The sequence below is a fragment of the Belliella aquatica genome (genome assembly GCF_014637795.1).
In the GTDB taxonomy this organism is placed as follows: Bacteria; Bacteroidota; Bacteroidia; order Cytophagales; family Cyclobacteriaceae; genus Belliella; species Belliella aquatica.
This window is the reverse complement of the sequence record NZ_BMFD01000012.1, coordinates 60,912-84,279: the sequence shown is the minus strand read 5'-3', so window position 1 is coordinate 84,279 and position 23,368 is coordinate 60,912. Positions and strand designations below refer to the sequence as shown.

Sequence of the window (23,368 nt, the reverse complement as noted above, 5' to 3'; positions counted from 1 at the left end):
TAATAATGACTCTTTCACTGAACGAACAATATTGGACCTCTCGATATAATCAAAATTCAATCGGGTGGGATGTAGGGCAAGTTACTTTCCCCATTAAGCAATTTTTAGACCAAATTGATAACAAAGATTTGAAGGTTTTGATCCCTGGTGCAGGCAATGCTTATGAAGCTGCGTATGCTTTTGAATCAGGATTCAAAAATTTGCATATTTTGGATATTTCCAAAGTCCCGCTGAATAATTTTCTTGAGAAATATTCTGATTTCCCAAAAGATCATGTTCATCATGAAAACTTTTTTGATCATCAAGGAAAATATGATTTGATCATAGAACAGACTTTTTTCTGTGCTCTTCCAATCATACTTAGGCAAGATTATGCAGACAAGATGCATGATCTGCTTGAGGTAAATGGTCAGCTTGCTGGTGTTCTTTTTAATAGGAATTTTGGAAATGATAGCCCTCCTTTTGGCGGTAGTATAGCGGAGTATCGAACTTACTTTTCCGATTTGTTTGATATCAAAACTATGGAGGCTTGCTATAATTCAATTCCCCCACGACTAGATTCGGAGATTTTTATCAGGCTGATTAAGAAGTGATGTTTTTAGATTTTTAAGATATATTCACCTTGAGCAATATCTTGATCAAAAAATAAAATACCACATTCATAGAAATCTATACTCAATCGAATTTTAGGATGTTTTTTGATTTCTTCCCATGCTTGATCCATTTCTTTCGACCAATGAATGTCCGCAATCGCCACAATACTTCCCTTGTGAAGATAGGGTAGGATATGATTGAAGTAGGAAGTGGTACCTGCATAAGTGTGTGTGGCATCAATCAAAGCGAAGTCTACTTTCTCAAATAGTTGAAGAACATTAGGCAGTGTATCCTTGATGTTACCAAAAATATATTTTGTATTTGATTCAACAGGGAATTCCTGTGCCTTTTGGAATAAAGATTCTGCACCTTCGAAAGTATAGAGTGTTCCCATGGTCGCTTTAGCTAAATATCTGCTGTTTATTCCTACGCATGTCCCTAGTTCCAAAACGTTTTCTGCGGGTGTCAGTGAACAGAAATATTGATACAACTGCGAGAATTTCCTGCCTGTAGCACTAAATTTCGTTACCTCAGCTGTTTTTCTAAAATGACTCTTTAGCTTTTTTGAACCAGCTCCGTGATCTGAAATTTTTAATATTTCCTGATCTTCTAGAAGCATTTTTCTAATTTCTTCTAAGTCAAGATCTGCTGTTTTTTTTGCTAAAAAAAATGAGAGAAGGTTAGTATAAATGCGGAAGATGAAAGGTGATTGCAATGCGTATTGGTCTTCTTGGAGAAGCCAATATTTGAGATAAGAAAAGAGTGGATAGATACTTTTCTTCAAATCAATTATCGAATATTTGAGCGATCATTTGAAACTCGGGAATGTTAACTTGAAAAATCTTTCCGTCCTTGATTTTCTCCATAATGTAAGAGCCACGCATTTTCCCAAGTCCTGATTTTAAATTGCACCCTGAGATGTATTGATGAGATTGTCCTGGTTCTAAAATTGGCTGCTGTCCGACTACGCCATCACCTTCCACAATCTTGAATTCATCACCTGCGTCAAAAATTTCCCACTTTCTTCGCATCAATTGTATCGTATGCGCACTGTTATTTTCTATATTTACTTTGTAAGTAAACACAAAATGTTGCTGATGTGGGCTGGAAAATTCAGGTTGATAAGTAACTTCCACACTCACTTTGACGCCTTCTGTAATCGCACTGACCATATTTGAATTCATTTTGAATTTATACCTAACAAATCTAAAGGATTCTAATCAAACCACAACGAAAAATTAACATAATGGATGTAAAAATAGAGCATAGCTGGAAGTCTGTTTTAAATGAAGAATTTGACAAACCTTACTTTACCCAACTCACTCAATTTATAAAAGAAGAATATTCTACGCAGGAAATATATCCTAAAGGAAAAGAAATTTTCAATGCTTTTATGCACTGTCCTTTTGATAAGGTCAAAGTGGTTATCTTAGGTCAAGATCCTTACCATGGACCTGGACAAGCCCATGGATTATCTTTCTCTGTTAGAGAGGGAGTGCCCTTTCCACCAAGTTTGCTGAATATTTTCAAGGAGATTAACAGAGATTTAGATCAGTCGATGCCTGCAAATGGAAACCTTACCCGTTGGGCAGATCAAGGTGTTTTGCTATTGAATGCTACATTGACTGTGCGAGCAAGTGAAGCAGGGTCTCATCAGAAAAAAGGCTGGGAGGATTTCACAGATGCGGTAATTCAAAGACTTGCTTCACAAAAATCCAATATCGTTTTTATGCTTTGGGGAGCGTATGCTCAGAAAAAAGCTGCATTTATCGACGAATCCAAACATTTGAAACTTCATGCACCACATCCAAGTCCACTTTCTGCGCATCGAGGGTTTATAGGTTGTGGACATTTCACGCTGGCGAATGATTATTTAGAGCAAAATGGGCTTAGCAAAATTATTTGGTAAGAATACACGATAGAAGCAACATTATTGATGATGATCAAAATCTTTTGCTAAGTAATTCACAGTATCTTCAATCAAGGTATTGTGTCCACTTTCTAATTCCACGATTTTAATGTGTTCGATTTTGCTAGAGAATTTCTTCAGATTTTCTGTTGTAACCATTTTGTCAAATTTACCAGTTACTAAGGTGATGGGGGTTTGATTTTCTCTGAGAGATTTGATGATTTTGCCCATAGAGGGCTGTAGTGGTTTGAAAACTATCCAGGTAAAATAGACCTGTGCTCGCATCGTGCGGGTTTTCATTTGAGATTTTACGAACTTGATCAAGCTTTTCTGTAAAATACCGACAATCTTGAGGACTTTCATTGTTTTGAAAAATCGCTCTGGATGAAATACTACGTGCTTGAAAACCCGATTGAGTATGCCAGGAAATGTTGCCATGTTATACCAAAATCCAGTTTTGATTCCATCAGGAGCCATAAGGAGAAGAGACTGAACATGCTCTGGGAATAATTCATAAGTAGCCAAGGAAAATTTTCCACCCATGCTGTAGCCGATTAAATGGAATTTTTCAAATCCTTCTTTTTCCATCAGCTTTTGGACAATTTCTTTCCATATTTCCTTGCTTAGTTTGTGTTCTGCCGATTTCCAACTGCTCTGTCCATGATAGAATATATCAAATATGATAAAAGAATCAGTTTCTTTCCTTAAGGATAAAAATGAATCGTACACCTTCATGTTTTGACCAAACCCGTGAAATAAGAGGTGGATATCGCTACCCTTACCATGTTTTTGATAGGCTAAATTCCCAAAGCTGGTTTCTAAAAAGATCATTATTTTAAAATTATTAATAAGAACGATTGATTGTATTACTATATGTAGGTTTTCGGAATTATATTTTTTTTAAATCATATTTTTAAAATATTTATATTTAAAATATACCTGAATTACTCACTTAGAGGAAGAAAATATTTGTAAAAAACTTAAGAAACTTTGAACTTTCAAATAGTTTCCTGAGTTTTGTTCTAAATTTAGAAAAAATTTGGAGACAAGAGAAAAAATTATCGCTACGGCAATTGATCAATTTATGCATTATGGCATAAGGTCAGTTACTATGGATGATATCGCTCGTTTGGCAGGCGTCTCAAAGAAAACCATTTATCAGGAATTTACTGATAAGAATCATTTGGTTTTGGAAACTTTTCAGTCGGCAATTCAGGATGATGAATTGATGATGAAGCGCCTTCCACAGCTCAACGATGGTATCATAGAACACTTGATTGGTTTATCGACTTACATCCGAAAACGATTTAGTGAGATGAATCCTTTGGTGATGAATGAGATTCAGCGTTATTATCCTCAATGTTGGCAATTATTTGAAGATTTCAAAAGTAAATGTATCTATCAAGACATCGTCAATTTATTGGAGAAAGGTATACAGGATGGATATTTCAGACCTGAGATCGACCCTGAAATTATTGCTTTGATGAGAATGGAGCAAATGATGAGTCTTTTTGACCCGATCAAATTTCCACCTTCAAAATACAACATGGGAGATTTACATTTAGAAATGTTTGAACATTTCCTTTATGGAATTTTTACAGAAAAAGGAAAAGAAACCTATTTAAAAAAGAAAAACAGCCAAAATTAATACTATGAAGAAATCAATCATAAAAGGGGTTTTCTTGATGCTATTCAGCTTTTCGTTTTGCCAAGTTGCTTTGGCTCAGCAAGTAATTCAGCTGACTTTAGATGAAAGTATCAAGTATGCCCTAGAAAATAATGTGGATGCTAAAAATGCTCAGTTGGAAATCCTTATTTCAAAAGGCATAATTGGAGAAAACAGAGCTACTGGGCTCCCTCAGATCAACAGTACGGTTGAAATGACAAAGAACTTGCAACCGCCTTTACTTATTTTACCTGCGGAAGCTGGTGGGGCACTTGGTGGAGGAAATGGTGATGGAGGATCTGATCCTGGGATGAACAGTCCTGACGACATTACGGTAATTCCATTTGCAGTAAATTATCAATCTTCATTATCAGTTTCCATTGAACAAATGATTTTTAATGGTTCTTACTTTGTTGGTTTGAAGGCAGCTAAAACCTTGAAATCACTTACTGAATTTGACAAAGAAAAAACCGAAAATGATATCATTGAGTCTATCAAAAAAGCTTTTTTCACTGTCCTAATCAATAAAGAAAGAAAAGAACTAGTTTCAGCTAATCTTGATAGAATTAAACAATTGCTAAAAGAAACTGAGGCTTTATATGAGGAAGGTTTTGTAGAAAAACTAGATGTGAGTAGAGTAAAAGTTCAATTAAATAATCTACAGTCAGAATTTGATAAAGTTCAAGCAGCAGAGGAAATAAGTATGCAGCTTTTGAAAGTTCAAATGGGTATGCCTATCAATACAGAAGTTGTGCTTAATCAGAATATTTCTGATATCAATTCAGTCAGCGAATTAGAATCACTCCTGAGTAATAATGGATACAGGAGAGTAGAAGTTGATCAACTGGACACAAATCTTGATTTGGCAAAGTTGGATTTGAAAAATAATCAAGTTCAATATATGCCTAATATATCTGCTTTTGGTACATTTCAGAGAGTCACTGGTGCTCAAAGATTTGAAACAGTTTTAGATTCTGATAGATGGTTTTCATCTTCGTTTGCCGGAGTTAGGCTGAACATACCAATTTTTGATGGATTAAGAAAAAGTTATAAGGTTCAACAGAATAGAGTTCAAATCAAGCAACTCGAAAATCAAAAGTATTATTTGGAAGAGAATATTGAATTGGAAAGGTATCAGGCAAATATCACCCTTCGAAATGCTTTAAGAACCTTAAATGTACAAGAAGAGAATAGAGGCTTGGCTTTGGAAGTTTTTGAAATGACAAAAATTAAATATCAGGAAGGTGTGGGGTCTAATTTGGAAGTAGTGGAAGCAGATTCCGCTTTGAAAGAAGCAGAAACCAATTACTTCTCAGCTCTATATGATGCATTGATAGCCAAAGTAGATTTGGAAAAAGCATTAGGAATTTTATAAAATCAGAACAAGAAAATTGTATAATAAATCTATATGAAATCATATTCAAAATTTTTGATCCTTCCTTTAGCAGCAATGATGTTTTCGTGTGCTAAAGAAGATGAATTGTCAGTTAAAAAAGCTGAATTAGATGAATTGAAAACTCAAGCATCAGAACTTAGAGTTTCTATCGAGACGCTTGAGAAAGAGATCTCTGCTCTTGATCCAGAGTTTGGGAAATTGAACAGAAAGTCTGTGTTGATCTCTACCACAACTCCTAAAAAAGAGGTTTTTCAGCATTTTGTGGAAGTAACAGGCGCTGTGCTATCTAAGAAAAATGTCAATATATCAGGTGAGTCTTCTGGAAGAATCCAAGAAATCACAGCCGTAGAAGGCATGCGTGTAGCTAAAGGAGAAATCCTCGCAGTAATTGATGCAGAATCTATTCAAAGAAATATCGATGAAATGGAAAAGCAGCTAGAACTCGCTGTGATAGTTTTTGAAAAGCAAGAGAGACTTTGGAAACAGCAAATCGGTACTGAAATTCAGTTTCTGGAAGCTAAGAATAGAAAAGAATCTTTAGAAAAAACAATGGCGGGTTTAACTACTCAACTGAATAGAACAAAGGTAAGAGCACCTTTCAATGGAACGGTTGAGACAGTGAATGTACGCTTGGGTGAATTGGTTCAGCCGGGTACACCGATGTTCCAGTTTGTCGGTGAAAGTGATTTATTTATTGAATCAGATGTCTCTGAAAGGTATGTAGGAATTGTAAATAGAGGTGATTCTGTTGAAGTTTCTTTTCCATCAATTAATAAAACTCTAAAGACGAAGGTTTCTGCTATCGGAGCGATTATCAATCCAAACAACAGAACTTTTAAAGTGGAAGTCGTCTTGCCTAATCTTTCTTACGTGAAGCCAAACATGATTTCAGTAATGAAAATCAATGATTATGAAAATAAAAATGCGATCACAGTTCCTAACTACCTGATCCTGCAGGATAGTAAAGGAGATTACATCTTTGTGGTTGAAGGAGGTCTTAGCAAAAAAAGATATATAACCAGAGGAAAAGTTTACCAAGAAATCACAGAAGTTCTTGAAGGACTAGATGGTTCTGAAACATTGGTGGATAAAGGATTCCGTGAAGTTGGAGATAATTTTAGTGTAAACATTGCCCAATAATTTTCTCATGTCAAATCAAGAAGAAAAGAAAAAAGGAGTTACCAGACAGTTTGGGTTGAGTTCCCTCTCTGTTGATAATCAGACTTCGATTGTCATATTGGTTTTTATCATAACCGCTTTAGGAATCTTGGCATACAAAACAATGCCAAAAGAAAGTTTCCCTGAAATTGTAATCCCTACTGTCTATGTGGGTACAGCCTATCCGGGTAACTCACCTGTGGATATGGAAAATTTGATCACTAGACCAATCGAAAAGGAACTGAAAGGAATCAACAATATCAAAGATATCAAATCGACTTCTGTTCAGGATTTTTCATCTATTGTAGTGGAATTCAACCCAGGAGTGGAGATTTCCAAAGCTATTCAAGATGTAAAAGATGCGGTAGATAAATCAAAAAGTGAATTACCGAATGATCTAGATCAGGAGCCTGACGTGATTGAAGTAAATACTTCTGATTTCCCGATCATGAATGTGAATATTTCAGGTAATTATACGGAAGAAGAACTGAAAAAATACGGAGAGTATTTGGAAGATGAAATCGAAAAACTCCCTGAAATTTCTAAAGCAGAATTAAGAGGTATTATTGAAAGAGAAATTAGAGTTGATGCTGATATTTTCAAAATGGAAGCATTGGGAGTTTCTTTTTCTGATATTTCGGAAGCGATTGGACAAGAAAATGTGACTATCTCAGGTGGTAATGTTCTTTCAGGTGATTTTAGAAGAGCTCTAAGAATTACCGGTGAATTTAAAAAAGCCGAAGAAATTCTCGATATCATCATCAAAACAGAAAATAATAGAATCGTATATCTGAGAGATGTTGCCGAAGTAAAGGATACTTATAAAGAGCGTACGAGTTATGCAAGAAGCAATAAACTGCCTGTAGTAACTGTCAACGTCATCAAGAGAAGTGGAGAAAATCTCCTTGACGCATCTGATAAGATCAAGGCCTTATTAGACAATGCAAAAGCAAATAGATTTCCTGCAGATTTGGAAATCAGCATTACCAACGATCAATCCAAGCAAACTAGATCTCAAGTAAATGATCTTGAAAATAGTATTATTTTCGGTGTAATTCTTGTGATTTTAGTTTTGATGTTTTTCCTAGGTTTTAGGAATGCACTTTTCGTAGGGGTTGCTATTCCGCTCTCCATGTTCATTTCATTCCTGATTTTGAATGCATTTGGGATAACCTTGAACCTGATGGTGCTTTTTGCCTTAATTCTAGCATTGGGTATGCTTGTGGATAATGGCATTGTGGTAGTAGAAAATATCTACCGCTTGATGCAAGAAGGAAAGTCGCCGATCATCGCAGCAAAAGAGGGAGTTGGAGAAGTTGCTTGGCCGATTATTACATCTACAGCGACAACTTTAGCAGCTTTTCTTCCTCTAGCATTTTGGGATGATTTGATAGGAGAGTTTATGAAATACCTTCCTATCACCTTGATTATTGTGTTGTCATCATCACTATTTGTTGCATTGGTCGTCAATCCAGTGTTGACTTCATTGTATATGAAAGTTCAGGATGTCGACACAGAAAAATCTAGGAAAAAACCATTGTTAATAGCTCTTTTTTTAATGGTGGTTGCGATTCTATCATACATGTTTGGATGGATTTCGATTGGTAATTTGGCCATGATTGCTGCTATTTTCACAATATTCAATGTTTTGGTATTAAGAAAAGCGATTAGATGGTTTCAGAATGTTTTCTTAGTGAAATTAGAAAATGCCTACGAGGCTACTTTAGTATTTGCATTGAATGGTTGGAAACCTTATTTGTTTTTTGGCGGGATATTTTTGGTGTTGTTGCTTTCTGTAGGTTTGTTGTTTGTGCGATCTCCAAAAGTGTTATTCTTTCCAGATAATGAACCTGCATTGGTGAATGTTTTTGTGGAAAATCCAATCGGGACAGACACCGAAGCGACTAATGAATTTGTGAAGTCCATGGAAGACGATTTGTTGAATGTTTTGGAACCTTATAATGATATCATCGAGTCCATCATCACGCAAGTGGGAGAGGGTACGGGTGATCAATCCGAAGGTCCAAGCATAGCAAATACACCTCATAAGGCTAAAATCACCATAAGTTTCGTAGAGATTCAGTATCGAAATGGGATCAACACAAATCAGGTAATGGAAGATATCAGGGACTTGGTTGATAAGTATCCTGGTGTTTTGTTCACAGTTGATAAGCAAAGAGATGGACCTCCAGTAGGCAAGGCAGTGAATATCGAAGTAAGTGGAGAGAATTTCGAAGAGTTGATAGCTTACGTCGGTAAATACAGAGAATATTTAGTGTCAGCTAATATTCCTGGAATTGAAGAATTGAAAACTGACTTGGAGCTTGGAAGCCCTGAAGTGGTTTTGAATATCGATCGGGAGAAAGCAAGAAGATTCGGACTTTCTACGTCTTCTATCGCTAATGAATTGAGAACAGCCCTTTTTGGTCTTGAAGTTTCGAAATTTAAAGACGGTGAAGAAGATTATCCAATTCAATTGAGATTGAAAGATGAATACCGTTATGATTTGTCTTCTCTGATCAACAAGAAGATTAGTTTCAGGGATAAATTTGGCAATCAAAAGGAAGTGCCAATCTCTGCTGTAGCGACCTTAGAATATGGATCTACCTATGGTTCCGTGAAAAGAAAGGATTTGAATAAAGTGATTTCTATTTTCTCCAATGTAACTGACGGGTACAATCCTACTGAGATTAATAACAAACTCAAGGAATTGACTGCGAATTACGAAACGAGTGAAGGTATCACGGTGAAATTTACAGGAGAACAGGAAGAGCAAGCCAAATCAACAGCTTTCTTGATGCGGGCATTGTTTATTGCAATATCTGTGATTTTCTTGATCATTGTTGCTCAATTCAACTCAGTGACTACGCCTTTCATCATCATGGCTTCTGTAGTCTTGAGTACGATTGGAGTATTTCTTGGATTGGTAATCTTCAATATGGATTTTGTGGTAATTATGACAGGAATTGGGATTATTTCTCTTGCTGGAGTCGTGGTAAACAATGCCATTGTACTTATAGATTACACGAATTTGGTAAGGGAACGAAGACGACAGGAATTGGACTTGAATGATGATGAATTCTTATCAATTGAAGATTTATTAGAAAGTATAATTCAAGGAGGAAAAACAAGGCTAAGACCAGTATTGCTTACAGCGATCACAACAGTGCTTGGATTGATACCTTTGGCGATTGGAATGAACATCAATTTTGCTACCATGTTATCGGAATTTGATCCTCAGTTTTACATTGGAGGAGATAATGCGACCTTCTGGGGACCAATGGCTTGGACAGTAATATTTGGGTTAACCTTTGCGACCTTCTTGACGTTAGTAATTGTGCCTGTCATGTATTTATTGGCAGACAAATTAAACATGTTGATTCGTAGATTGAAATAGCATGATTAATGAAGGTTGGTGGTTTTAAATGTTTAAACCCTTGGGATTTTATCTCAAGGGTTTTTAATTTTACATTTTTGAAATAAATAGGCAAAATGGCAGAGTTAAATTGGTACGTACTTTATACCACATCAAGAGCTGAGAAAAAAGTAGCTCAAAGATTAGAAGAAAAGGGACTGGAAGTTTTTCTTCCGATGATCGAGGAACTGAGACAGTGGAGTGACAGGAAAAAGAAAGTACAAAAGGCACTTTTTAATGGCTATCTGTTTGTTAAAACAACCAAAGCTGATCTTTGGAACACTTTGCAAGTGCCTGGTGCAGTAAAATTTGTGCATTTTGCTGGGGAACATGCTACGGTTAGACAATCTGAAATTAATATTATCAAAAGAATCCTCGAAACAGGTGTAGCAATAGAAACCGATAATTCTGAAATTCAGCCAGGAGAACAGGTGAAAATCATCGGTGGTGCTTTGGAAGGAATGGCGGGAGAATGTGTCAATAAAGGCAATAAAGATTACTTTATTATAAGAGTTCCGGGTATCAATCAAAACTTAATGGTAAGTATTGAAAGGAAGTTTTTAATGTCAGTTTCTGAGTAATTTACTCAACTCTTACCTTTTATATTCTGTAAAAATGATTTTAGAATCAAATCTAAAATTCAAAACGAATACAAGAGACTTTCTTTAAAAACATCATTTCAATTAATTCCTGTTTGTTGAGGTATTCAAATACCTCTTAATCATAAATTGTAATTGAAAAAGATGATCATTAAATCTATTAAAATTTTCATTTCCATCTACATTATCACTAAAGTTATATAAGATACTTCCTTCTAACATGATATCTGTTTTTTGATTAATCATATAAGACAATCCAGCTCGAATTGGCACATATAAAGAGATGATTTGATGGTTTTCATCTCTTTTATTTCTGTATTCTAAGTCAACATTTGACATCAAAATACCAAGGCCAAGTCCGCCATAAATATTTACCTTGGTTCTCAAATAAGGATGATCTGAAGGAAAGATGTTAAATACTGGCATGAAATCAAAATAAGAAACATGACCAGAGAAATTATTTGCTGCAGAACGATTTTCCCAAATTTCTAAGATATTTTGATTTGATGATTCTTGACCTTCAATCTTTTGGTATCCCAAATTGGCTCTTAAATTAAAGTGACGACTTATTTTTCTGTTATAAGCAGCAGTTATCGCTGGGTTTATTTGAAATTTAAATTGACTATATATTCCTCCATTATCAGCATATATAAATGACGGACCTACACCAATGATTAAAGAGTTTTGAAGGGGAGTTTGATAAGCATAAAAATTCTGTCCATAGACTTCTTTCATGCACGCCATAAAAAAAATTAAGATAAGCAAGGAGGAAGATTTTTTAAAATTATTATACATTATTGGTGCTTTAAGAAATGAAAAAATTAAATAGTATGTACTTACTTATCTGTTTTGAATTCTCTTAATTTCATAAAAGGATAAAACAGGTAAAATATTTTACTCCTCAAAAGCTTGCTTGATTTCATCTTCTGTCATTCGAAGCTTATTTTTACAAAAACTCACAAGTTTTGCTGCTTCTTTGACCATTTCTGATAGTTGGTCGATTCCTTCTTCTCCTGCTTCTAGTTTATTCACGATCTCTTCTATTCGTGCCAGCGCTTTATCGTAACTCAAATTTTCATTTTCCATAATCTTCGATTTCTTGAATTGTGCTTTTGATTTTTTTAGATTTAGTAATAGTGACCATTTCCATTCCCTCTCTGATTCCCGTTGAATGGATTGGTTTTCCGTCTATTTCTGATCTTGAGTATCCTTTTTCAAAAATAGAAATAGGATCAAGATTTTTGATGGCTTTTTCCAAAGAATCTAAATTTTGATTTTCTTTCTGAATTGAACCTTTGAAATCTTTTTTGATGATTTCAGATAGTTTTTCTAGTTGAAAACACTGCATTTTCACCTTGTTGAAGGCTAAATTTTGAATTTGATTCTCCTTAGTAGTAAATGATTGTTTTTCCCAATTGATTTTCTGTAAACTGATGTGTTTTAGCTTTGAAGTATAATCGCGTAGGTTTCTGTCTTCCCACAGCAGTTTTTGGGAGACTTGTCTTTCAATTTGTTTGAGGAAAGTCAATAGCTCCTCTTCAAAACCTAAAAATCCAGAAAGGATAAATTCAGCCGCGGCAGTCGGGGTTTTGACTTTGGTATGAGCTACCAAGTCGGCAATAGTTTCATCTCTTTCATGGCCGATTCCTGTCAGAATTGGAATTGGGAATTTAGCAATAGCCAATGCCAAGTCATAATCATCAAAACAATCCAAATCCATTTGAGCACCACCACCACGGATGATGATGACCATATCATAGCCTATTTCCTGAGCATCTTCCTCAATCTGCTCCAGAGCTCTAATCATCGTTTTGGCAGCTTCGGAGCCTTGTAGTGTGGCTGGATAAAGTTTGAAATGTACCTGATATCCATAGCGGTTGGATTGTAATTGCTGGACAAAATCTCCATAGCCAGCGGCCGTTTGGCTACTGATAACGGCAATACGTTGCGGAACAGAAGGTAACTCAAAGCGCTTGTTGAGCTCCATCATGCCTTCATGCCGAAGTCTATCTATAATTTCCTGTCGGATCCGAGCTCTTTCACCCAATGTATAATTCGGATCAATATCTTTGATCGTCAAGCTGATGCCATAGAGTTCATGAAAAGTAACTGTAGCAAGAGCGAGAACTTTCATACCCGCTCTCAATTCCTTTCCCGTTATCGCTTGAAATCTTCCGGCAATGGTTCTAAAAGAATATTGCCAGATGTTTGCTCGGATTTTTGCTTTTACTTGGTTGCCATTTTTTTCTACCAATTCCAAATAAGCATGACCAGCAGCAGCGAGTTTCAGTTCTCCGATTTCCGCAATCACCCAATAACTTGGAGAAAGATTGTTTTCTAGAGAATCTCGAATGATTTGATTTAGTTCTAAAAGTGAAATCGCTTGCTGCATACTTGAAATTTACTTAAAAATGAATTTATCCGCAATTCTGCATAAATCTAATCGATGAAATTCAGAGTTGCGGATTGCTTTATGATTTAGATTCGGAACACGGTGAATCTTTCAAATTTTAGATCATAGTTGATTGAATTCTTTTACTGAGACTTTCTGAGGCTTTGACTAATGGCAGTCTCACCGTATCACCACAAATTCCTATTTCATTCAATAAATATTTTAATCCTACAGGATTGCTTTCTTCATACATCAAAGGATTGATATTGAGCAAACTAAAAGTAGCATTTTTGGATTCTTCTAGGCTTCCATGACTAATAGTTTTGAAAATCAAAGGATAGGCATTGGCCAAGACAGAAATCACCCCCGATCCGCCTACAGCGCGTAATGCTGTTGTCAGCATATCATCACCTGAGATTAATAGAAAGTCATTAGGCATATTCGCTGCTATAGCCATGCACTGTTCCAAGTTTCCACTTGCTTCTTTCATCGCAATGATATTTGGATGCTTCGCCAAGGTCAAAGTTGTGGCAGCAGTCATATTTGTAACCGTTCTTCCAGGAACATTATAAAGAACAACTGGAACAGGACTAGCATCAGCGATGGCATGGTAGTGCGCAATTATACCGGCCTGAGATGGTTTGTTGTAGTATGGACAAACAGAAAGTATAGCATCTACGCCGGTGAAGTCTGTTTGCTTGATTTCTTCCAATACTGCAGAGGTATTGTTTCCTCCAAGTCCATAGACTATTGGCAGTCTTTTGGAGTTGATTTTGATTGAAGCAGCCAAGACTTGTTTTTTCTCTTCTTTGGTCATCGTAGCAGATTCTCCGGTAGTTCCCTGTACCACCAAATAATCAGCTCCTCCCGCAATCACATGATTGATCAATTTTTCTAACCCAATGAAATCAATGCTGTAATCTTCATTCATTGGTGTGATCAATGCTACTCCTGTACCAAATAAGTTTAACATGCTGCTTTTATTTTTATCAAGTAATCCAATAAGTTTTGGATGTTTCTTTTAAGACTATTTTCCTTTTGGTCTAACATTAAATCCAAGAAATTTTTGTTTTCAGTTGACCAAAATCCGACTTTCAAATCAGTTTTAGAATGAATTAACAAATAAAGTAAATAAGGATTAAGGTTTAAAGAAGGTGCCAAAATAAAATTTACTTTTTCTTCTAAAAACCTTTCGATTCTTTCATTCGGCTGACCAAATAAATTAAAATCCTTAGAGGAAATACCTGTTTCTAAATCTGTTTTTGAAAAGTAATAGGTTAATATTTTTACTGCTTTACCAAAGTTGACCGCAATCATTTCTTCACAATCCCTTAATTCCTCTTCTGTATTTGCAATAATGGCAATAGAAGTTATTTCGTTTGGAATGATGATTTTTCTAGCAAGGGAGGTTGAAGTCCTTTGGATCTTTTTTTTAATAAAATATTTTTTTACAAACTCCATATTTAGATTTCTTTTCCAACCATTTTCATGAACTCCTCCTCGGAAATTAACTTCACTCCAAGTTTCATTGCCTTTTCTTTTTTGCTTGGTCCCATATCTTCTCCTTCAATAATGAAGTCAATATTCTTGGATACGGATTTGATATATTGTCCTCCGTTGCTTTCAATAAAATCTATAATTTCATCCCGCTTGAAATGGTTCAATTTTCCAGAAGCGAGTATTTTCATACCTTCCAGCTTATTACTTTCGAAAATCCGCTCTACTTCTTCAATTTCAAAATTCAACCCATGGGCTTTTAGTCTTTCAATAATTTTGAGATTTTCTTCATCTGCAAAAAATTCTTTGATACTATTTACCAATGTTTCTCCGACGCCATTGACTGCAAGCAATTCTTCATCGCTTGCATTTTTTAAAGCCTCAATATTTTTGAAGGATTTTGCCAAAATTTGAGCTGTATTTTCTCCAATATTTCTAATTCCTAAAGCAAATAATACTCGCTCAAAGCTTTGAGATTTGGAGACTTTGATCCCTTCAAGCATATTGCTGATAACGCCTTCTTGGAAAGTATTGGCTTTCAGTTTTTTGATTTTATCTTCTTGGTCTTGGCTCAGAGCGATATTCAATTCGAGCATGATCCCATGAACAGTGCTTTCTTGCATCGCCACTTCTTTCAATCTACTCATTCCAACTTGCTTTCCGATCAATAAGGAAAGAACGATAGGAAGTGGAAGGAAATCTTCAATTTGTGGAAAAGGGTAGGAGAGAAGTAGGTTTTCCATTAGTTGGATTGTACCTATATTCTGAGCTACTTTCTTCTTGCTTTCTCTGATGAATTCTTTGAAACTTCTAAGGATTTCACCAAGCTTATTTGATTGGTTTTCATCAAGAAACTTCACAATGGAAGATAGAGGGATTCCATCGGTTAATGAAAAAAGCGCTTTATGAAGAGAGATGTAGAGCATACCCTCATCAGTTTTTTGATATTGATCTTGGCTCATTTCCAAGCCCAATAGCGCATCTTTCTTCAATTCTAATTCATAGATATCTGCAAAGTTGACAATATAACCTTGATCAATTAGCGCACGGATTCTTTCCGTTCCCATAGAATCAATATCCATGGCTCGTTTATGAACAAAATGTTCTATTCTTCCGAGAAGTTGCGGTGGGCAACTTTGAGCATTGGGACAGTAATGTTTGGCTTCACTTTCTTTTCTTTCTAGCGGCGTCCCACATTCTGGACAAGTTGAAATATACTGAACTTCCTTTGCATCAGATTTTCTCTTTTCAATGGCTACAGCTGTAATTTTTGGAATAATTTCTCCTCCCTTTTCTACAAATACTGTATCTCCTTCATGCAAACCCAGCCGCTCAATTTCATTGGCATTGTGAAGGGATGCTCTTTTAACAGTGGTGCCTGCGAGCTGAACAGGAGATAAATTCGCAACGGGCGTGATTGCTCCTGTTCGCCCTACTTGATAGGTGATAGAGAGTAATTGACTTTCTGCGCTTTCAGCTTGATATTTATAAGCTATCGCCCAACGAGGAATTTTAGCTGTAAATCCTAATTCTTCCCTTTGATCATAACTGTTGATTTTCAAAACTACGCCATCTGTATCAAGGGGTAATTGATGTCTTTTTTCTCTCCAGTCTTCGATAAAATTCAATACATCTTTCATCGAACCACATTTTTTATAGGTGGGAGAGACGTTGAATCCCCATTTTTCCAAAAATGTCATCGCTTGATCATGTTGCTCAATGCCTGCATCATCGGTGATCAATTGGTAGAAATAGCAGTTTAATCTTCTTTTGGCTACTACTGCGCTATCCTGCATTTTGACTGTACCAGAGGCTGCATTTCTAGGATTTGCAAGAAGTGCTTCTTCATTAGCAGATCTTTCTGCATTGATTTTTTCGAATTCTTTTCTTGGGAGAAAAATTTCACCACGAACTTCAAACCTCTCTGGAATATCATTCCCAGTAATGAACAAAGGGATATTTCGGATTGTACGGATATTTTCCGTCACCACATCGCCTCTTGTTCCATCGCCTCGAGTCACAGCTCTTACCAATTTGCCATTTTCATAAACAAGACTGATGGCAACTCCATCAAATTTCAATTCACAGAAATACTCAAAATTCCTATGTTCGAGACCTTTCGCCACACGTTCATCAAATGCCAAAAGTTCTTCTTCAGAATAAGTATTACCCAAAGAAAGCATCCGGGTTTCATGAACAGCAGTTTCAAATTCCTTAGTTATCGTCCCACCAACACGCTGACTTGGGCTTTCTTCAGTTAAAAATTGAGGAAATTTGGTTTCAAGGTGAATCAATTCTTCCAATAACTTATCAAATTCAAAATCTGAGATGGCAGACTTGTCTTCTTGGTAGTAAAGGTAATTGTAGTGATTGATTTGCTGAGTCAGTTCAGCGATCCTTGCTTCGGCCTGCGTTGGGGTCATTGCTTTTTTGCTAAAATTATTGAATGCTACGGTCAAAATTAACCTTTGCTACCGAAAGCGCAAAGCTTTTGTGATAGACTAAGTTTTGATTTTGGGAAGGTACATAACTCGGAATGTATATCTTTGTTCCCTATTCAAGAAAAATGAGTAAAAAAACTGATATCGAGTCAAGAATTTTAGATGTTTCGTACCGGCTGTTTTTGAAGCAAGGCTACAAGAATACCACTATGGATGATATTTCGCAAGAATTAGCGATGAGCAAAAAGACGCTCTACAAATATTTTCCAGGCAAATTAGAATTACTTGCAGCATCTTTTGATTTGCTCAAGACCAAGCTTTCTATAAAAGTAGAGGCGCTTTTTGAAAATAGACACATTCCGTTTACAGCTAAACTGAAATCATTTTTATCTATAGTGGCGGCTGATTTGGCTCCGATCAATCCAGAATTGTTAGAAGATTTAAGAGATCATGCTCCTGAGATTTGGTCTGAATTGCAGGATTATGTAAGAGATTCTGCTTACTTGAGATTCCAAAAATTAATTGAAGAAGGAATTGAAAAAGGTCAGGTAGCACCCAATATCAATAAAACAATGATTGTATTGGTATACGCTTCCGCTATTCAAAGTCTAATAGATCCCAAATTTCTCGCTCAGTTTCCTTTCGAAATGCGTGAAAAAATGAATTTGAATACTTCTGAAATTTTTGATCAAACAATTCAGATCATTTATCAAGGGATCTTGACTGACGAAGCGAGAGAAGAGTTTCAAAAGTCTTGATTTAAGCTTCTTTTTCATCTTTAATACTTTCCGAAATTTCTATCTTTGCAAATATGAATAACAAAGAATTTAAAAGATATACAGTTACTTCTGCACTTCCTTATGCCAATGGTCCACTTCATATTGGTCATTTGGCTGGGTGTTATATTCCTTCAGATATCTACGTGAGATACCTTCGCTCTCTAGGCAAAGATGTAGCCTATGTGTGTGGATCGGATGAACACGGCGTAGCGATTACTATAAAAGCCAAAAAAGAAGGCATCACTCCTCAAGAAGTTGTAGATAGATACCATGAAATGATGAAAGGAAGTTTTGAAGCTTTTGGGATCAATTTTGATCACTATTCTAGAACTTCCGCACCAATACATCATGAAACTGCCTCGGGTTTTTTCAAAGATCTTTATGATAAAGGTGAGTTTTTGGAGCAATCCACAGAGCAATATTTTGATGAAGAAGCAGGGCAGTTTTTGGCAGACAGATATATCGAAGGAACATGTCCAAAATGTGGTCATGATGGTGCTTATGGTGACCAATGTGAAAAATGTGGAAGCTCTTTGAGTCCTACTGAGCTAATCAATCCAAAATCAAAACTAAGTGGAAACACACCTGTTCTAAAAGAGACGAAACACTGGTTTTTAGATTTAGCGAGATACACGAAGTTTTTGCAAAAATGGATCCTTGTTGATCATAAAGACGATTGGAAAAACAATGTTTTGGGTCAGTGTCGGTCTTGGCTAGAAGCTGGGGATGGATTGCAGGCCAGATCGATGACTCGTGACTTGGACTGGGGAATCCCTGTTCCGGTGGAAGGAGCGGATGGAAAAGTGCTCTATGTCTGGTTTGATGCGCCTATAGGTTACATCTCTTCTACCAAAGAATGGGCTAAAGAGAAAGGGATAGACTGGGAACCATATTGGAAAGATAAGGATACCAAGTTGGTTCATTTTATTGGAAAGGATAATATTGTATTTCACTGTATTATTTTCCCTGCAATCTTGAAAACGCATGGCGATTACATTTTACCAGAAAATGTACCTGCAAATGAGTTCTTGAATTTGGAAGGAGATAAAATTTCCACTTCAAGAAATTGGGCGGTTTGGTTACATGAATATTTGGAAGAATTCCCAGGGAAGCAAGATGTTTTGCGTTACGTATTGACTGCTAATGCACCAGAAACTAAGGATAATGACTTTACTTGGAAGGATTTCCAGGGAAGAAATAACTCAGAGTTGGTCGCTGTTTATGGTAATTTTGTGAATAGAGCAGTGGTCTTGACACATAAGTTTTTTGATGGAGTTGTTCCTGCGAAAAGCACACTTTCTCCTTACGATCAGGAGATTTTGGATGCATTGAATGCTTTCCCTGAAAAAATCGCTGCTTCTATAGAAAGATATAGATTCAGAGAAGCACTTTCTTTTGTAATGGATTTTGCCAGATTAGGGAATAAGTACTTAGCGGATACAGAACCGTGGAAGACCATCAAAGAAGATAAAGAACGTACAGGAACCATCTTGAATATTGCTTTGAACATTGCTTCGAATTTAGCCATTGTGGCAGAGCCATTCTTGCCATTTACTTCGGAGAAGATTTTCGATATGTTCAATTTGAAAGGATTGACATGGAAAAATTCTGGAGAATTTGATTTGCTAAAAGCAGGTGATCAGATCAATGCAGCTTCTCTATTATTTGAGAAAATTGAAGATGATGTTGTTGATGCGCAAGTAAATAAACTTTTGGAAGCCAAAAAGAAAAATGAAATGGATAATGCGACGGTAACTCCAATGAAGGACATCATTTCTTATGATGACTTTGCAAAGTTAGACATGCGTGTGGTTACAGTTTTGACCGCTGAACCGATGCCAAAATCAAAGAAACTTCTCAAACTGACAGTTGATACTGGATTGGGTAAAAAAACTGTCTTGAGTGGTGTTGCTGAGTTTTTCAAACCGGAAGATTTGATTGGAAAGCAGGTCACCATGTTGATCAATCTGGCTCCTAGGAAAATGATGGGGATTGATTCGGAAGGAATGATATTGATGGCAGAAGATAAAGATGGCAGCCTGAGACTTCTTGAACCAGGTTCTAGCACAGCTAACGGATCTACAATAAGTTAAATGGTAGATTCAAATGGACATAAAAAAAGATTGCTGAACTTTTCAGCAATCTTTTTTTATGTCTAATAAGGATTGTCTCCCCTAGGGAATTTTAGTCAATTCCATTGAAGAATCGGTTCCAGCGGATTTTGCTGAACATAGATTTATGCTTATCCAAAGACAACCACAAGAACCAAGCTTTACCTACAACGTGGTCTTCGGGAACAAAACCCCAATACCTTGAATCCAAGGAATCATGTCTATTGTCTCCCATCATGAAATAATAATTTTGCTTGAAGGTGTAGCTTTCAACTTGCTGACCATTTATAAACAATCTATTGTCTCTAACTTCCATGTTTTTAAGACCTTCATACTTTTCGATGGTAAAAGCATATTTAGCCATAGTCTCATCGTTGATTTCAATGGTTGTTCCTTCTCCTGGAATTTCCAATGGACCCCAATAATCTCTATTCCAACCGAAGTAAGCACCATCGGGAAATATTTTTGATTCCCCCATATCAGCTCTTTCCAATCTTTTGGTCACATCTGTGATTGCAGGTGATTTGCTAAGGTTCTCAGCCATTTCGTCAGTAGCAGACACCATATATCCAACCCCGTTGCTAAATGGATAAAAACTGTCTCTATCTATCCCATAGTCTTCAAAAAACTCAATAGATAGATTTTTATCTGTCAAAACATCATAGGTAAATTGCATTTTTTCAGGATTATCACCTAGTTCCCCATTGATATACACCTGTCCTTTTTTGATTTCTAATACATCTCCAGGCACAGCTACTGCTCTTTTAATATAATTAGTTTTGAGATCTACAGGATATTCGTATTCAGCGGGATAATTAAATACAACCACATCATTTCTTTTGATAGAAGTGAATCCAGGAAGTCTGTAGTATGGAAGTTCAATCGCGTCAGAGTAAGACTTTAACTCTGTTCCCCAAATTTTTTGATGTGTCAAAGGTACTTGAAGGGGAGTTTTGGGTATTCTGGTCCCATAGTGCATTTTACTTACAAAAAGGAAATCGCCTACTAGAAGTGATTTTTCCATAGAACCAGTAGGAATAGTAAATGGCTCAAGTAACAACCATCGGATTAAACTGGCTGCAATAACAGCAAATACCAAGGCGTCTACCCATTCTCTGGTTGCTGATTTTTTCTTTTTTTCTTTAGTCATGTTGGTCAAAAATTTTAGAAAGATAGGAAATCGTCCATAGATAGCACACCTTTTTTATCAATAATCCACTCAGATACCAAAATTGAACCAAGAGCAAAACCCTTGCGACTATGTGCGGTGTGGCTGATTTCAATATCGTCGATTTCTGAACGATAGCGTACAATATGGGTACCTGGAGCAGGGTCGATTCTCTTTGCAGTGATAGGGAGTGCGTGTTCGTTTCCGTTCATATTTTCGGACAATTCCCACTTATTGAGCTTTGAAATATTTTTGATAATACCTTCTGCTAAAGTAATTGCAGTTCCGCTTGGGGCATCTTTCTTTTCAGTATGATGAATTTCTTCCATGCTCGCCTGATAGTCGGACTGTTCTCCCATCAACTTAGCAAGAAATTCATTCACTTTAAAAAAGATATTTACTCCAATGCTGTAGTTAGAAGCATAGAAGAATGTCCCGTTATTTTCAAGTGTTAGCTTTTCGATCGCAGGCTTTTGATCTAGCCAGCCTGTGGTGCCTGATACAATTGGGATACCATTTGAGATAGCCCATTTGATGTTTTCAACAGCAGCTTCAGGTTGAGAAAACTCGATAGCAACATCAATATCCTTTGGATCTAAATCATCCAATTCATGTCTGTTGTCAATATTGATTTTTCCTGCGATGCTATGACCTCGGGATTCAGCGATTTCACTGATAATTTTCCCCATTTTCCCATAGCCTAGTATTAATATATTCATGGTTTAGAATTTTAATTTTAAAGAAACTCCTACAAGTTGGCCTCCCGCAGTTAATGTTTCGTATGATGGTTCGAAGATCATACCGATATCATCGCTGATATCAAACCCTGATAAATGTGCATCGACTTGTGCATCGACAATATTTAATAAATAGATTACGCCAAATACTACAAAGTTCAAATCTCGATTTCTCCTCCAAAAGTCAACGTTTCTTGCTAATGCATCTCTATTTAGATTTGGAAAGCTGAGTGCTGGATCACCTTGGTCAAATTTTCTTAACTCATCTCTGAACAGTTGATACCTTCTGTTATTGAATTCAATAAAATAAAGGTTGGTTGCAATTCCTCCATAGATAATTGGAAGTTTCCAGACTTTTTCATTATACACTTGTCCTGCCCCAGGAAAAACTGCGGATAAGATCGTGGCGACTCTAGGGTCTTTGGGTAGCTTTTCATTGAACTCAATAGAAACAGTATCACCCTGAACCTGAGCAAAGGAAGCTTGATTTGAAAATGCCAATAAAACAAAAACAGCAAGGGCTCCTTTGAGAACCATTGCTAAGTTTGATTTTATCAATCGAAGATTATTTTGATGTGGATTCACTGTTATATGATCTCCAATATTTCTAGAATTCTATTCAAATCAGAAGCTGAACCAAAAGGGATTTTAATTTCACCTTTGTTCTTATCATTTGCCTTCAGTTGAACTTTTGATCCAAAGTGAGTGGCTAATCTTTGTTGGATTTTTCCGATTTCATATTTCCTGACAGGATCTAATGCAGGAGTTTTTTTGCTCTCTGACTCATCGTCCTCGTTATTGAGTGCTTTGACAAGCGCCTCTACTTTTCTTACGCTAAGTTCTTCCGCTACGGTTTTTTTGAAAATTGCCAATTGCTTGTCAATGTCTTCAATATTGATCAAAGCTCTCGCATGTCCCATTGAAATCACTTGATCTCTGATTCCCGCTTGAATATCCGGTGGCAGTTTGAGCAATCTTAAATAGTTATTGACAGTAGTTCTGTTTTTCCCAACACGATCACCGAGTTCTTCTTGCTTCAAATTACACTCTGCAAGTAATCTTTGATAGGAGTGAGCTATTTCAAGTGCATTAAGATTTTCTCTTTGGATGTTTTCTATCAAGGCCATCTCCAGCATTTGCTGATCATTGGCAGTTCTGACATAAGCTGGGATTTTCTCTAAACCAGCGAGTTTGGATGCTTGAAATCGTCGCTCTCCAGAAATCAACTGATATTCATCATCAGCGAGTTTGCGGACAGTAATTGGTTGGATGATTCCTTGAACAATAATGGATTCAGAAAGCTCTTGTAGCGCATCTTTATCAAAATGTGTCCTTGGCTGATAAGGATTGACTTGGATAGTTGATAAAGGAATTTCGTATATTCCAGCAGAAGATGCTGCAGGAATTAAGTCTTGTTTTTGAACCTTTTGGGGCGAGTCTTGCAATAAAGCACCCAGTCCTCTTCCCAATGCATTCTTCTTTTGTATAGGTTTTTTATCAGCCATA

At 36.4% G+C, this 23,368-nt stretch carries 22 protein-coding genes; 9 read left to right on the top strand and 13 right to left on the bottom strand.

The window, feature by feature from the left end:
- Positions 1-5: 5 nt before the first annotated feature.
- Positions 6-593, top strand: a complete 588-nt coding sequence (locus IEV57_RS14885) for a class I SAM-dependent methyltransferase (protein WP_188443839.1) — start codon at positions 6-8, stop codon at positions 591-593.
- Positions 594-598: 5 nt separating this feature from the next.
- Here IEV57_RS14885 and IEV57_RS14880 read toward each other — a convergent pair whose 3' ends face one another.
- Positions 599-1,378 carry an O-methyltransferase gene (locus tag IEV57_RS14880; protein ID WP_188443838.1) on the bottom strand — a complete coding sequence of 260 codons (780 nt, stop codon included), beginning with the start codon at positions 1,376-1,378 and terminating at the stop codon, positions 599-601.
- A gap of 1 nt (position 1,379) precedes the next feature.
- On the bottom strand, positions 1,380-1,766 hold the full coding sequence (gene apaG / locus IEV57_RS14875) for a Co2+/Mg2+ efflux facilitator ApaG/CorD (RefSeq protein ID WP_188443837.1): 387 nt from the start codon (positions 1,764-1,766) through the stop codon (positions 1,380-1,382).
- A 74-nt stretch (positions 1,767-1,840) separates the two neighbouring features.
- On the opposite strand from apaG, the gene ung reads away from it, so the two are divergent.
- Positions 1,841-2,503, top strand: a complete 663-nt coding sequence (gene ung / locus IEV57_RS14870; RefSeq protein ID WP_188443836.1) for a uracil-DNA glycosylase — start codon at positions 1,841-1,843, stop codon at positions 2,501-2,503.
- A gap of 21 nt (positions 2,504-2,524) precedes the next feature.
- Here ung and IEV57_RS14865 read toward each other — a convergent pair whose 3' ends face one another.
- Positions 2,525-3,334, bottom strand: a complete 810-nt coding sequence (locus IEV57_RS14865; protein WP_188443835.1) for an alpha/beta fold hydrolase — start codon at positions 3,332-3,334, stop codon at positions 2,525-2,527.
- Positions 3,335-3,542: 208 nt separating this feature from the next.
- Here IEV57_RS14865 and IEV57_RS14860 point away from each other — a divergent pair, with 208 nt between their 5' ends.
- The 5 genes from IEV57_RS14860 to IEV57_RS14840 all read left to right on the top strand — a co-directional run bounded on the left by IEV57_RS14860 (position 3,543) and on the right by IEV57_RS14840 (position 10,719).
- Positions 3,543-4,151 carry a TetR/AcrR family transcriptional regulator gene (locus IEV57_RS14860; RefSeq protein WP_188443834.1) on the top strand — a complete coding sequence of 203 codons (609 nt, stop codon included), beginning with the start codon at positions 3,543-3,545 and terminating at the stop codon, positions 4,149-4,151.
- A 4-nt stretch (positions 4,152-4,155) separates the two neighbouring features.
- Positions 4,156-5,544: a TolC family protein gene (locus IEV57_RS14855; protein ID WP_229744527.1), complete on the top strand. Its 1,389-nt coding sequence runs from the start codon at positions 4,156-4,158 to the stop codon at positions 5,542-5,544.
- Positions 5,545-5,577: 33 nt separating this feature from the next.
- Positions 5,578-6,705, top strand: a complete 1,128-nt coding sequence (locus IEV57_RS14850) for an efflux RND transporter periplasmic adaptor subunit (RefSeq protein WP_188443833.1) — start codon at positions 5,578-5,580, stop codon at positions 6,703-6,705.
- Positions 6,706-6,712: 7 nt separating this feature from the next.
- On the top strand, positions 6,713-10,120 hold the full coding sequence (locus IEV57_RS14845; RefSeq protein ID WP_188443832.1) for an efflux RND transporter permease subunit: 3,408 nt from the start codon (positions 6,713-6,715) through the stop codon (positions 10,118-10,120).
- A 95-nt stretch (positions 10,121-10,215) separates the two neighbouring features.
- Positions 10,216-10,719: a UpxY family transcription antiterminator gene (locus tag IEV57_RS14840; protein WP_188443831.1), complete on the top strand. Its 504-nt coding sequence runs from the start codon at positions 10,216-10,218 to the stop codon at positions 10,717-10,719.
- A 102-nt stretch (positions 10,720-10,821) separates the two neighbouring features.
- Here the strand turns inward: IEV57_RS14840 and IEV57_RS14835 are convergent, their stop codons facing one another.
- From IEV57_RS14835 to ligA, 6 genes are all read right to left on the bottom strand, one after another.
- On the bottom strand, positions 10,822-11,532 hold the full coding sequence (locus IEV57_RS14835; protein ID WP_188443830.1) for a DUF6089 family protein: 711 nt from the start codon (positions 11,530-11,532) through the stop codon (positions 10,822-10,824).
- 99 nt (positions 11,533-11,631) lie between these two features.
- Positions 11,632-11,823 carry an exodeoxyribonuclease VII small subunit gene (gene xseB / locus IEV57_RS14830; RefSeq protein WP_188443829.1) on the bottom strand — a complete coding sequence of 64 codons (192 nt, stop codon included), beginning with the start codon at positions 11,821-11,823 and terminating at the stop codon, positions 11,632-11,634.
- Positions 11,813-13,129 (bottom strand): exodeoxyribonuclease VII large subunit, encoded by a 1,317-nt coding sequence (gene xseA, locus IEV57_RS14825; protein WP_188443828.1) that lies wholly within the window; start codon positions 13,127-13,129, stop codon positions 11,813-11,815. Before xseA ends, xseB begins: the two co-directional genes overlap by 11 nt.
- A 118-nt stretch (positions 13,130-13,247) precedes the next feature.
- The gene (gene dapA / locus IEV57_RS14820) at positions 13,248-14,102 is read right to left on the bottom strand and encodes a 4-hydroxy-tetrahydrodipicolinate synthase (protein ID WP_188443827.1); all 855 of its coding nucleotides are present in this window, start codon (positions 14,100-14,102) and stop codon (positions 13,248-13,250) included.
- Positions 14,096-14,590 (bottom strand): DUF6913 domain-containing protein, encoded by a 495-nt coding sequence (locus tag IEV57_RS14815; protein WP_188443826.1) that lies wholly within the window; start codon positions 14,588-14,590, stop codon positions 14,096-14,098. Before IEV57_RS14815 ends, dapA begins: the two co-directional genes overlap by 7 nt.
- A 2-nt stretch (positions 14,591-14,592) precedes the next feature.
- Positions 14,593-17,049: an NAD-dependent DNA ligase LigA gene (gene ligA / locus IEV57_RS14810; RefSeq protein ID WP_188443825.1), complete on the bottom strand. Its 2,457-nt coding sequence runs from the start codon at positions 17,047-17,049 to the stop codon at positions 14,593-14,595.
- 143 nt (positions 17,050-17,192) lie between these two features.
- On the opposite strand from ligA, the gene IEV57_RS14805 reads away from it, so the two are divergent.
- The gene (locus tag IEV57_RS14805; protein ID WP_188443824.1) at positions 17,193-17,825 is read left to right on the top strand and encodes a TetR/AcrR family transcriptional regulator; all 633 of its coding nucleotides are present in this window, start codon (positions 17,193-17,195) and stop codon (positions 17,823-17,825) included.
- A gap of 41 nt (positions 17,826-17,866) precedes the next feature.
- A complete protein-coding gene (gene metG / locus IEV57_RS14800) occupies positions 17,867-19,939 on the top strand; it encodes a methionine--tRNA ligase (RefSeq protein WP_262891049.1) in 2,073 nt (690 codons plus the stop codon).
- A 91-nt stretch (positions 19,940-20,030) separates the two neighbouring features.
- Here metG and lepB read toward each other — a convergent pair whose 3' ends face one another.
- From lepB to IEV57_RS14780, 4 genes are read right to left on the bottom strand one after another with little or no spacing between them, the layout of a single operon-like run.
- A complete protein-coding gene (lepB, locus tag IEV57_RS14795; protein ID WP_188443822.1) occupies positions 20,031-21,107 on the bottom strand; it encodes a signal peptidase I in 1,077 nt (358 codons plus the stop codon).
- A gap of 14 nt (positions 21,108-21,121) precedes the next feature.
- Complete coding sequence (gene dapB, locus IEV57_RS14790; RefSeq protein WP_188443821.1) at positions 21,122-21,844, bottom strand: 4-hydroxy-tetrahydrodipicolinate reductase; 723 nt, start codon at positions 21,842-21,844, stop codon at positions 21,122-21,124.
- A 3-nt stretch (positions 21,845-21,847) separates the two neighbouring features.
- Positions 21,848-22,420, bottom strand: coding sequence for a DUF5683 domain-containing protein (locus tag IEV57_RS14785; RefSeq protein ID WP_308419885.1), 573 nt, complete (start codon positions 22,418-22,420; stop codon positions 21,848-21,850).
- 29 nt (positions 22,421-22,449) lie between these two features.
- Positions 22,450-23,367 carry a ParB/RepB/Spo0J family partition protein gene (locus IEV57_RS14780; protein ID WP_188443820.1) on the bottom strand — a complete coding sequence of 306 codons (918 nt, stop codon included), beginning with the start codon at positions 23,365-23,367 and terminating at the stop codon, positions 22,450-22,452.
- Between the last annotated feature and the right edge of the window lies 1 nt (position 23,368).

Coding starts and splice junctions, on each gene's coding strand:
- dapA (WP_188443827.1), bottom strand. CDS start 14,102: ATGTTAAACTTATTTGGTACAGGAGTAGCATTGATCACACCAATGAAT.
- IEV57_RS14835 (WP_188443830.1), bottom strand. CDS start 11,532: ATGTATAATAATTTTAAAAAATCTTCCTCCTTGCTTATCTTAATTTTT.
- IEV57_RS14885 (WP_188443839.1), top strand. CDS start 6: ATGACTCTTTCACTGAACGAACAATATTGGACCTCTCGATATAATCAA.
- IEV57_RS14845 (WP_188443832.1), top strand. CDS start 6,713: ATGTCAAATCAAGAAGAAAAGAAAAAAGGAGTTACCAGACAGTTTGGG.
- IEV57_RS14840 (WP_188443831.1), top strand. CDS start 10,216: ATGGCAGAGTTAAATTGGTACGTACTTTATACCACATCAAGAGCTGAG.
- IEV57_RS14780 (WP_188443820.1), bottom strand. CDS start 23,367: ATGGCTGATAAAAAACCTATACAAAAGAAGAATGCATTGGGAAGAGGA.
- IEV57_RS14855 (WP_229744527.1), top strand. CDS start 4,156: ATGAAGAAATCAATCATAAAAGGGGTTTTCTTGATGCTATTCAGCTTT.
- IEV57_RS14850 (WP_188443833.1), top strand. CDS start 5,578: ATGAAATCATATTCAAAATTTTTGATCCTTCCTTTAGCAGCAATGATG.
- dapB (WP_188443821.1), bottom strand. CDS start 21,844: ATGAATATATTAATACTAGGCTATGGGAAAATGGGGAAAATTATCAGT.
- xseB (WP_188443829.1), bottom strand. CDS start 11,823: ATGGAAAATGAAAATTTGAGTTACGATAAAGCGCTGGCACGAATAGAA.
- lepB (WP_188443822.1), bottom strand. CDS start 21,107: ATGACTAAAGAAAAAAAGAAAAAATCAGCAACCAGAGAATGGGTAGAC.
- ung (WP_188443836.1), top strand. CDS start 1,841: ATGGATGTAAAAATAGAGCATAGCTGGAAGTCTGTTTTAAATGAAGAA.
- apaG (WP_188443837.1), bottom strand. CDS start 1,766: ATGGTCAGTGCGATTACAGAAGGCGTCAAAGTGAGTGTGGAAGTTACT.
- ligA (WP_188443825.1), bottom strand. CDS start 17,049: ATGACCCCAACGCAGGCCGAAGCAAGGATCGCTGAACTGACTCAGCAA.
- IEV57_RS14815 (WP_188443826.1), bottom strand. CDS start 14,590: ATGGAGTTTGTAAAAAAATATTTTATTAAAAAAAAGATCCAAAGGACT.
- IEV57_RS14805 (WP_188443824.1), top strand. CDS start 17,193: ATGAGTAAAAAAACTGATATCGAGTCAAGAATTTTAGATGTTTCGTAC.
- xseA (WP_188443828.1), bottom strand. CDS start 13,129: ATGCAGCAAGCGATTTCACTTTTAGAACTAAATCAAATCATTCGAGAT.
- IEV57_RS14865 (WP_188443835.1), bottom strand. CDS start 3,334: ATGATCTTTTTAGAAACCAGCTTTGGGAATTTAGCCTATCAAAAACAT.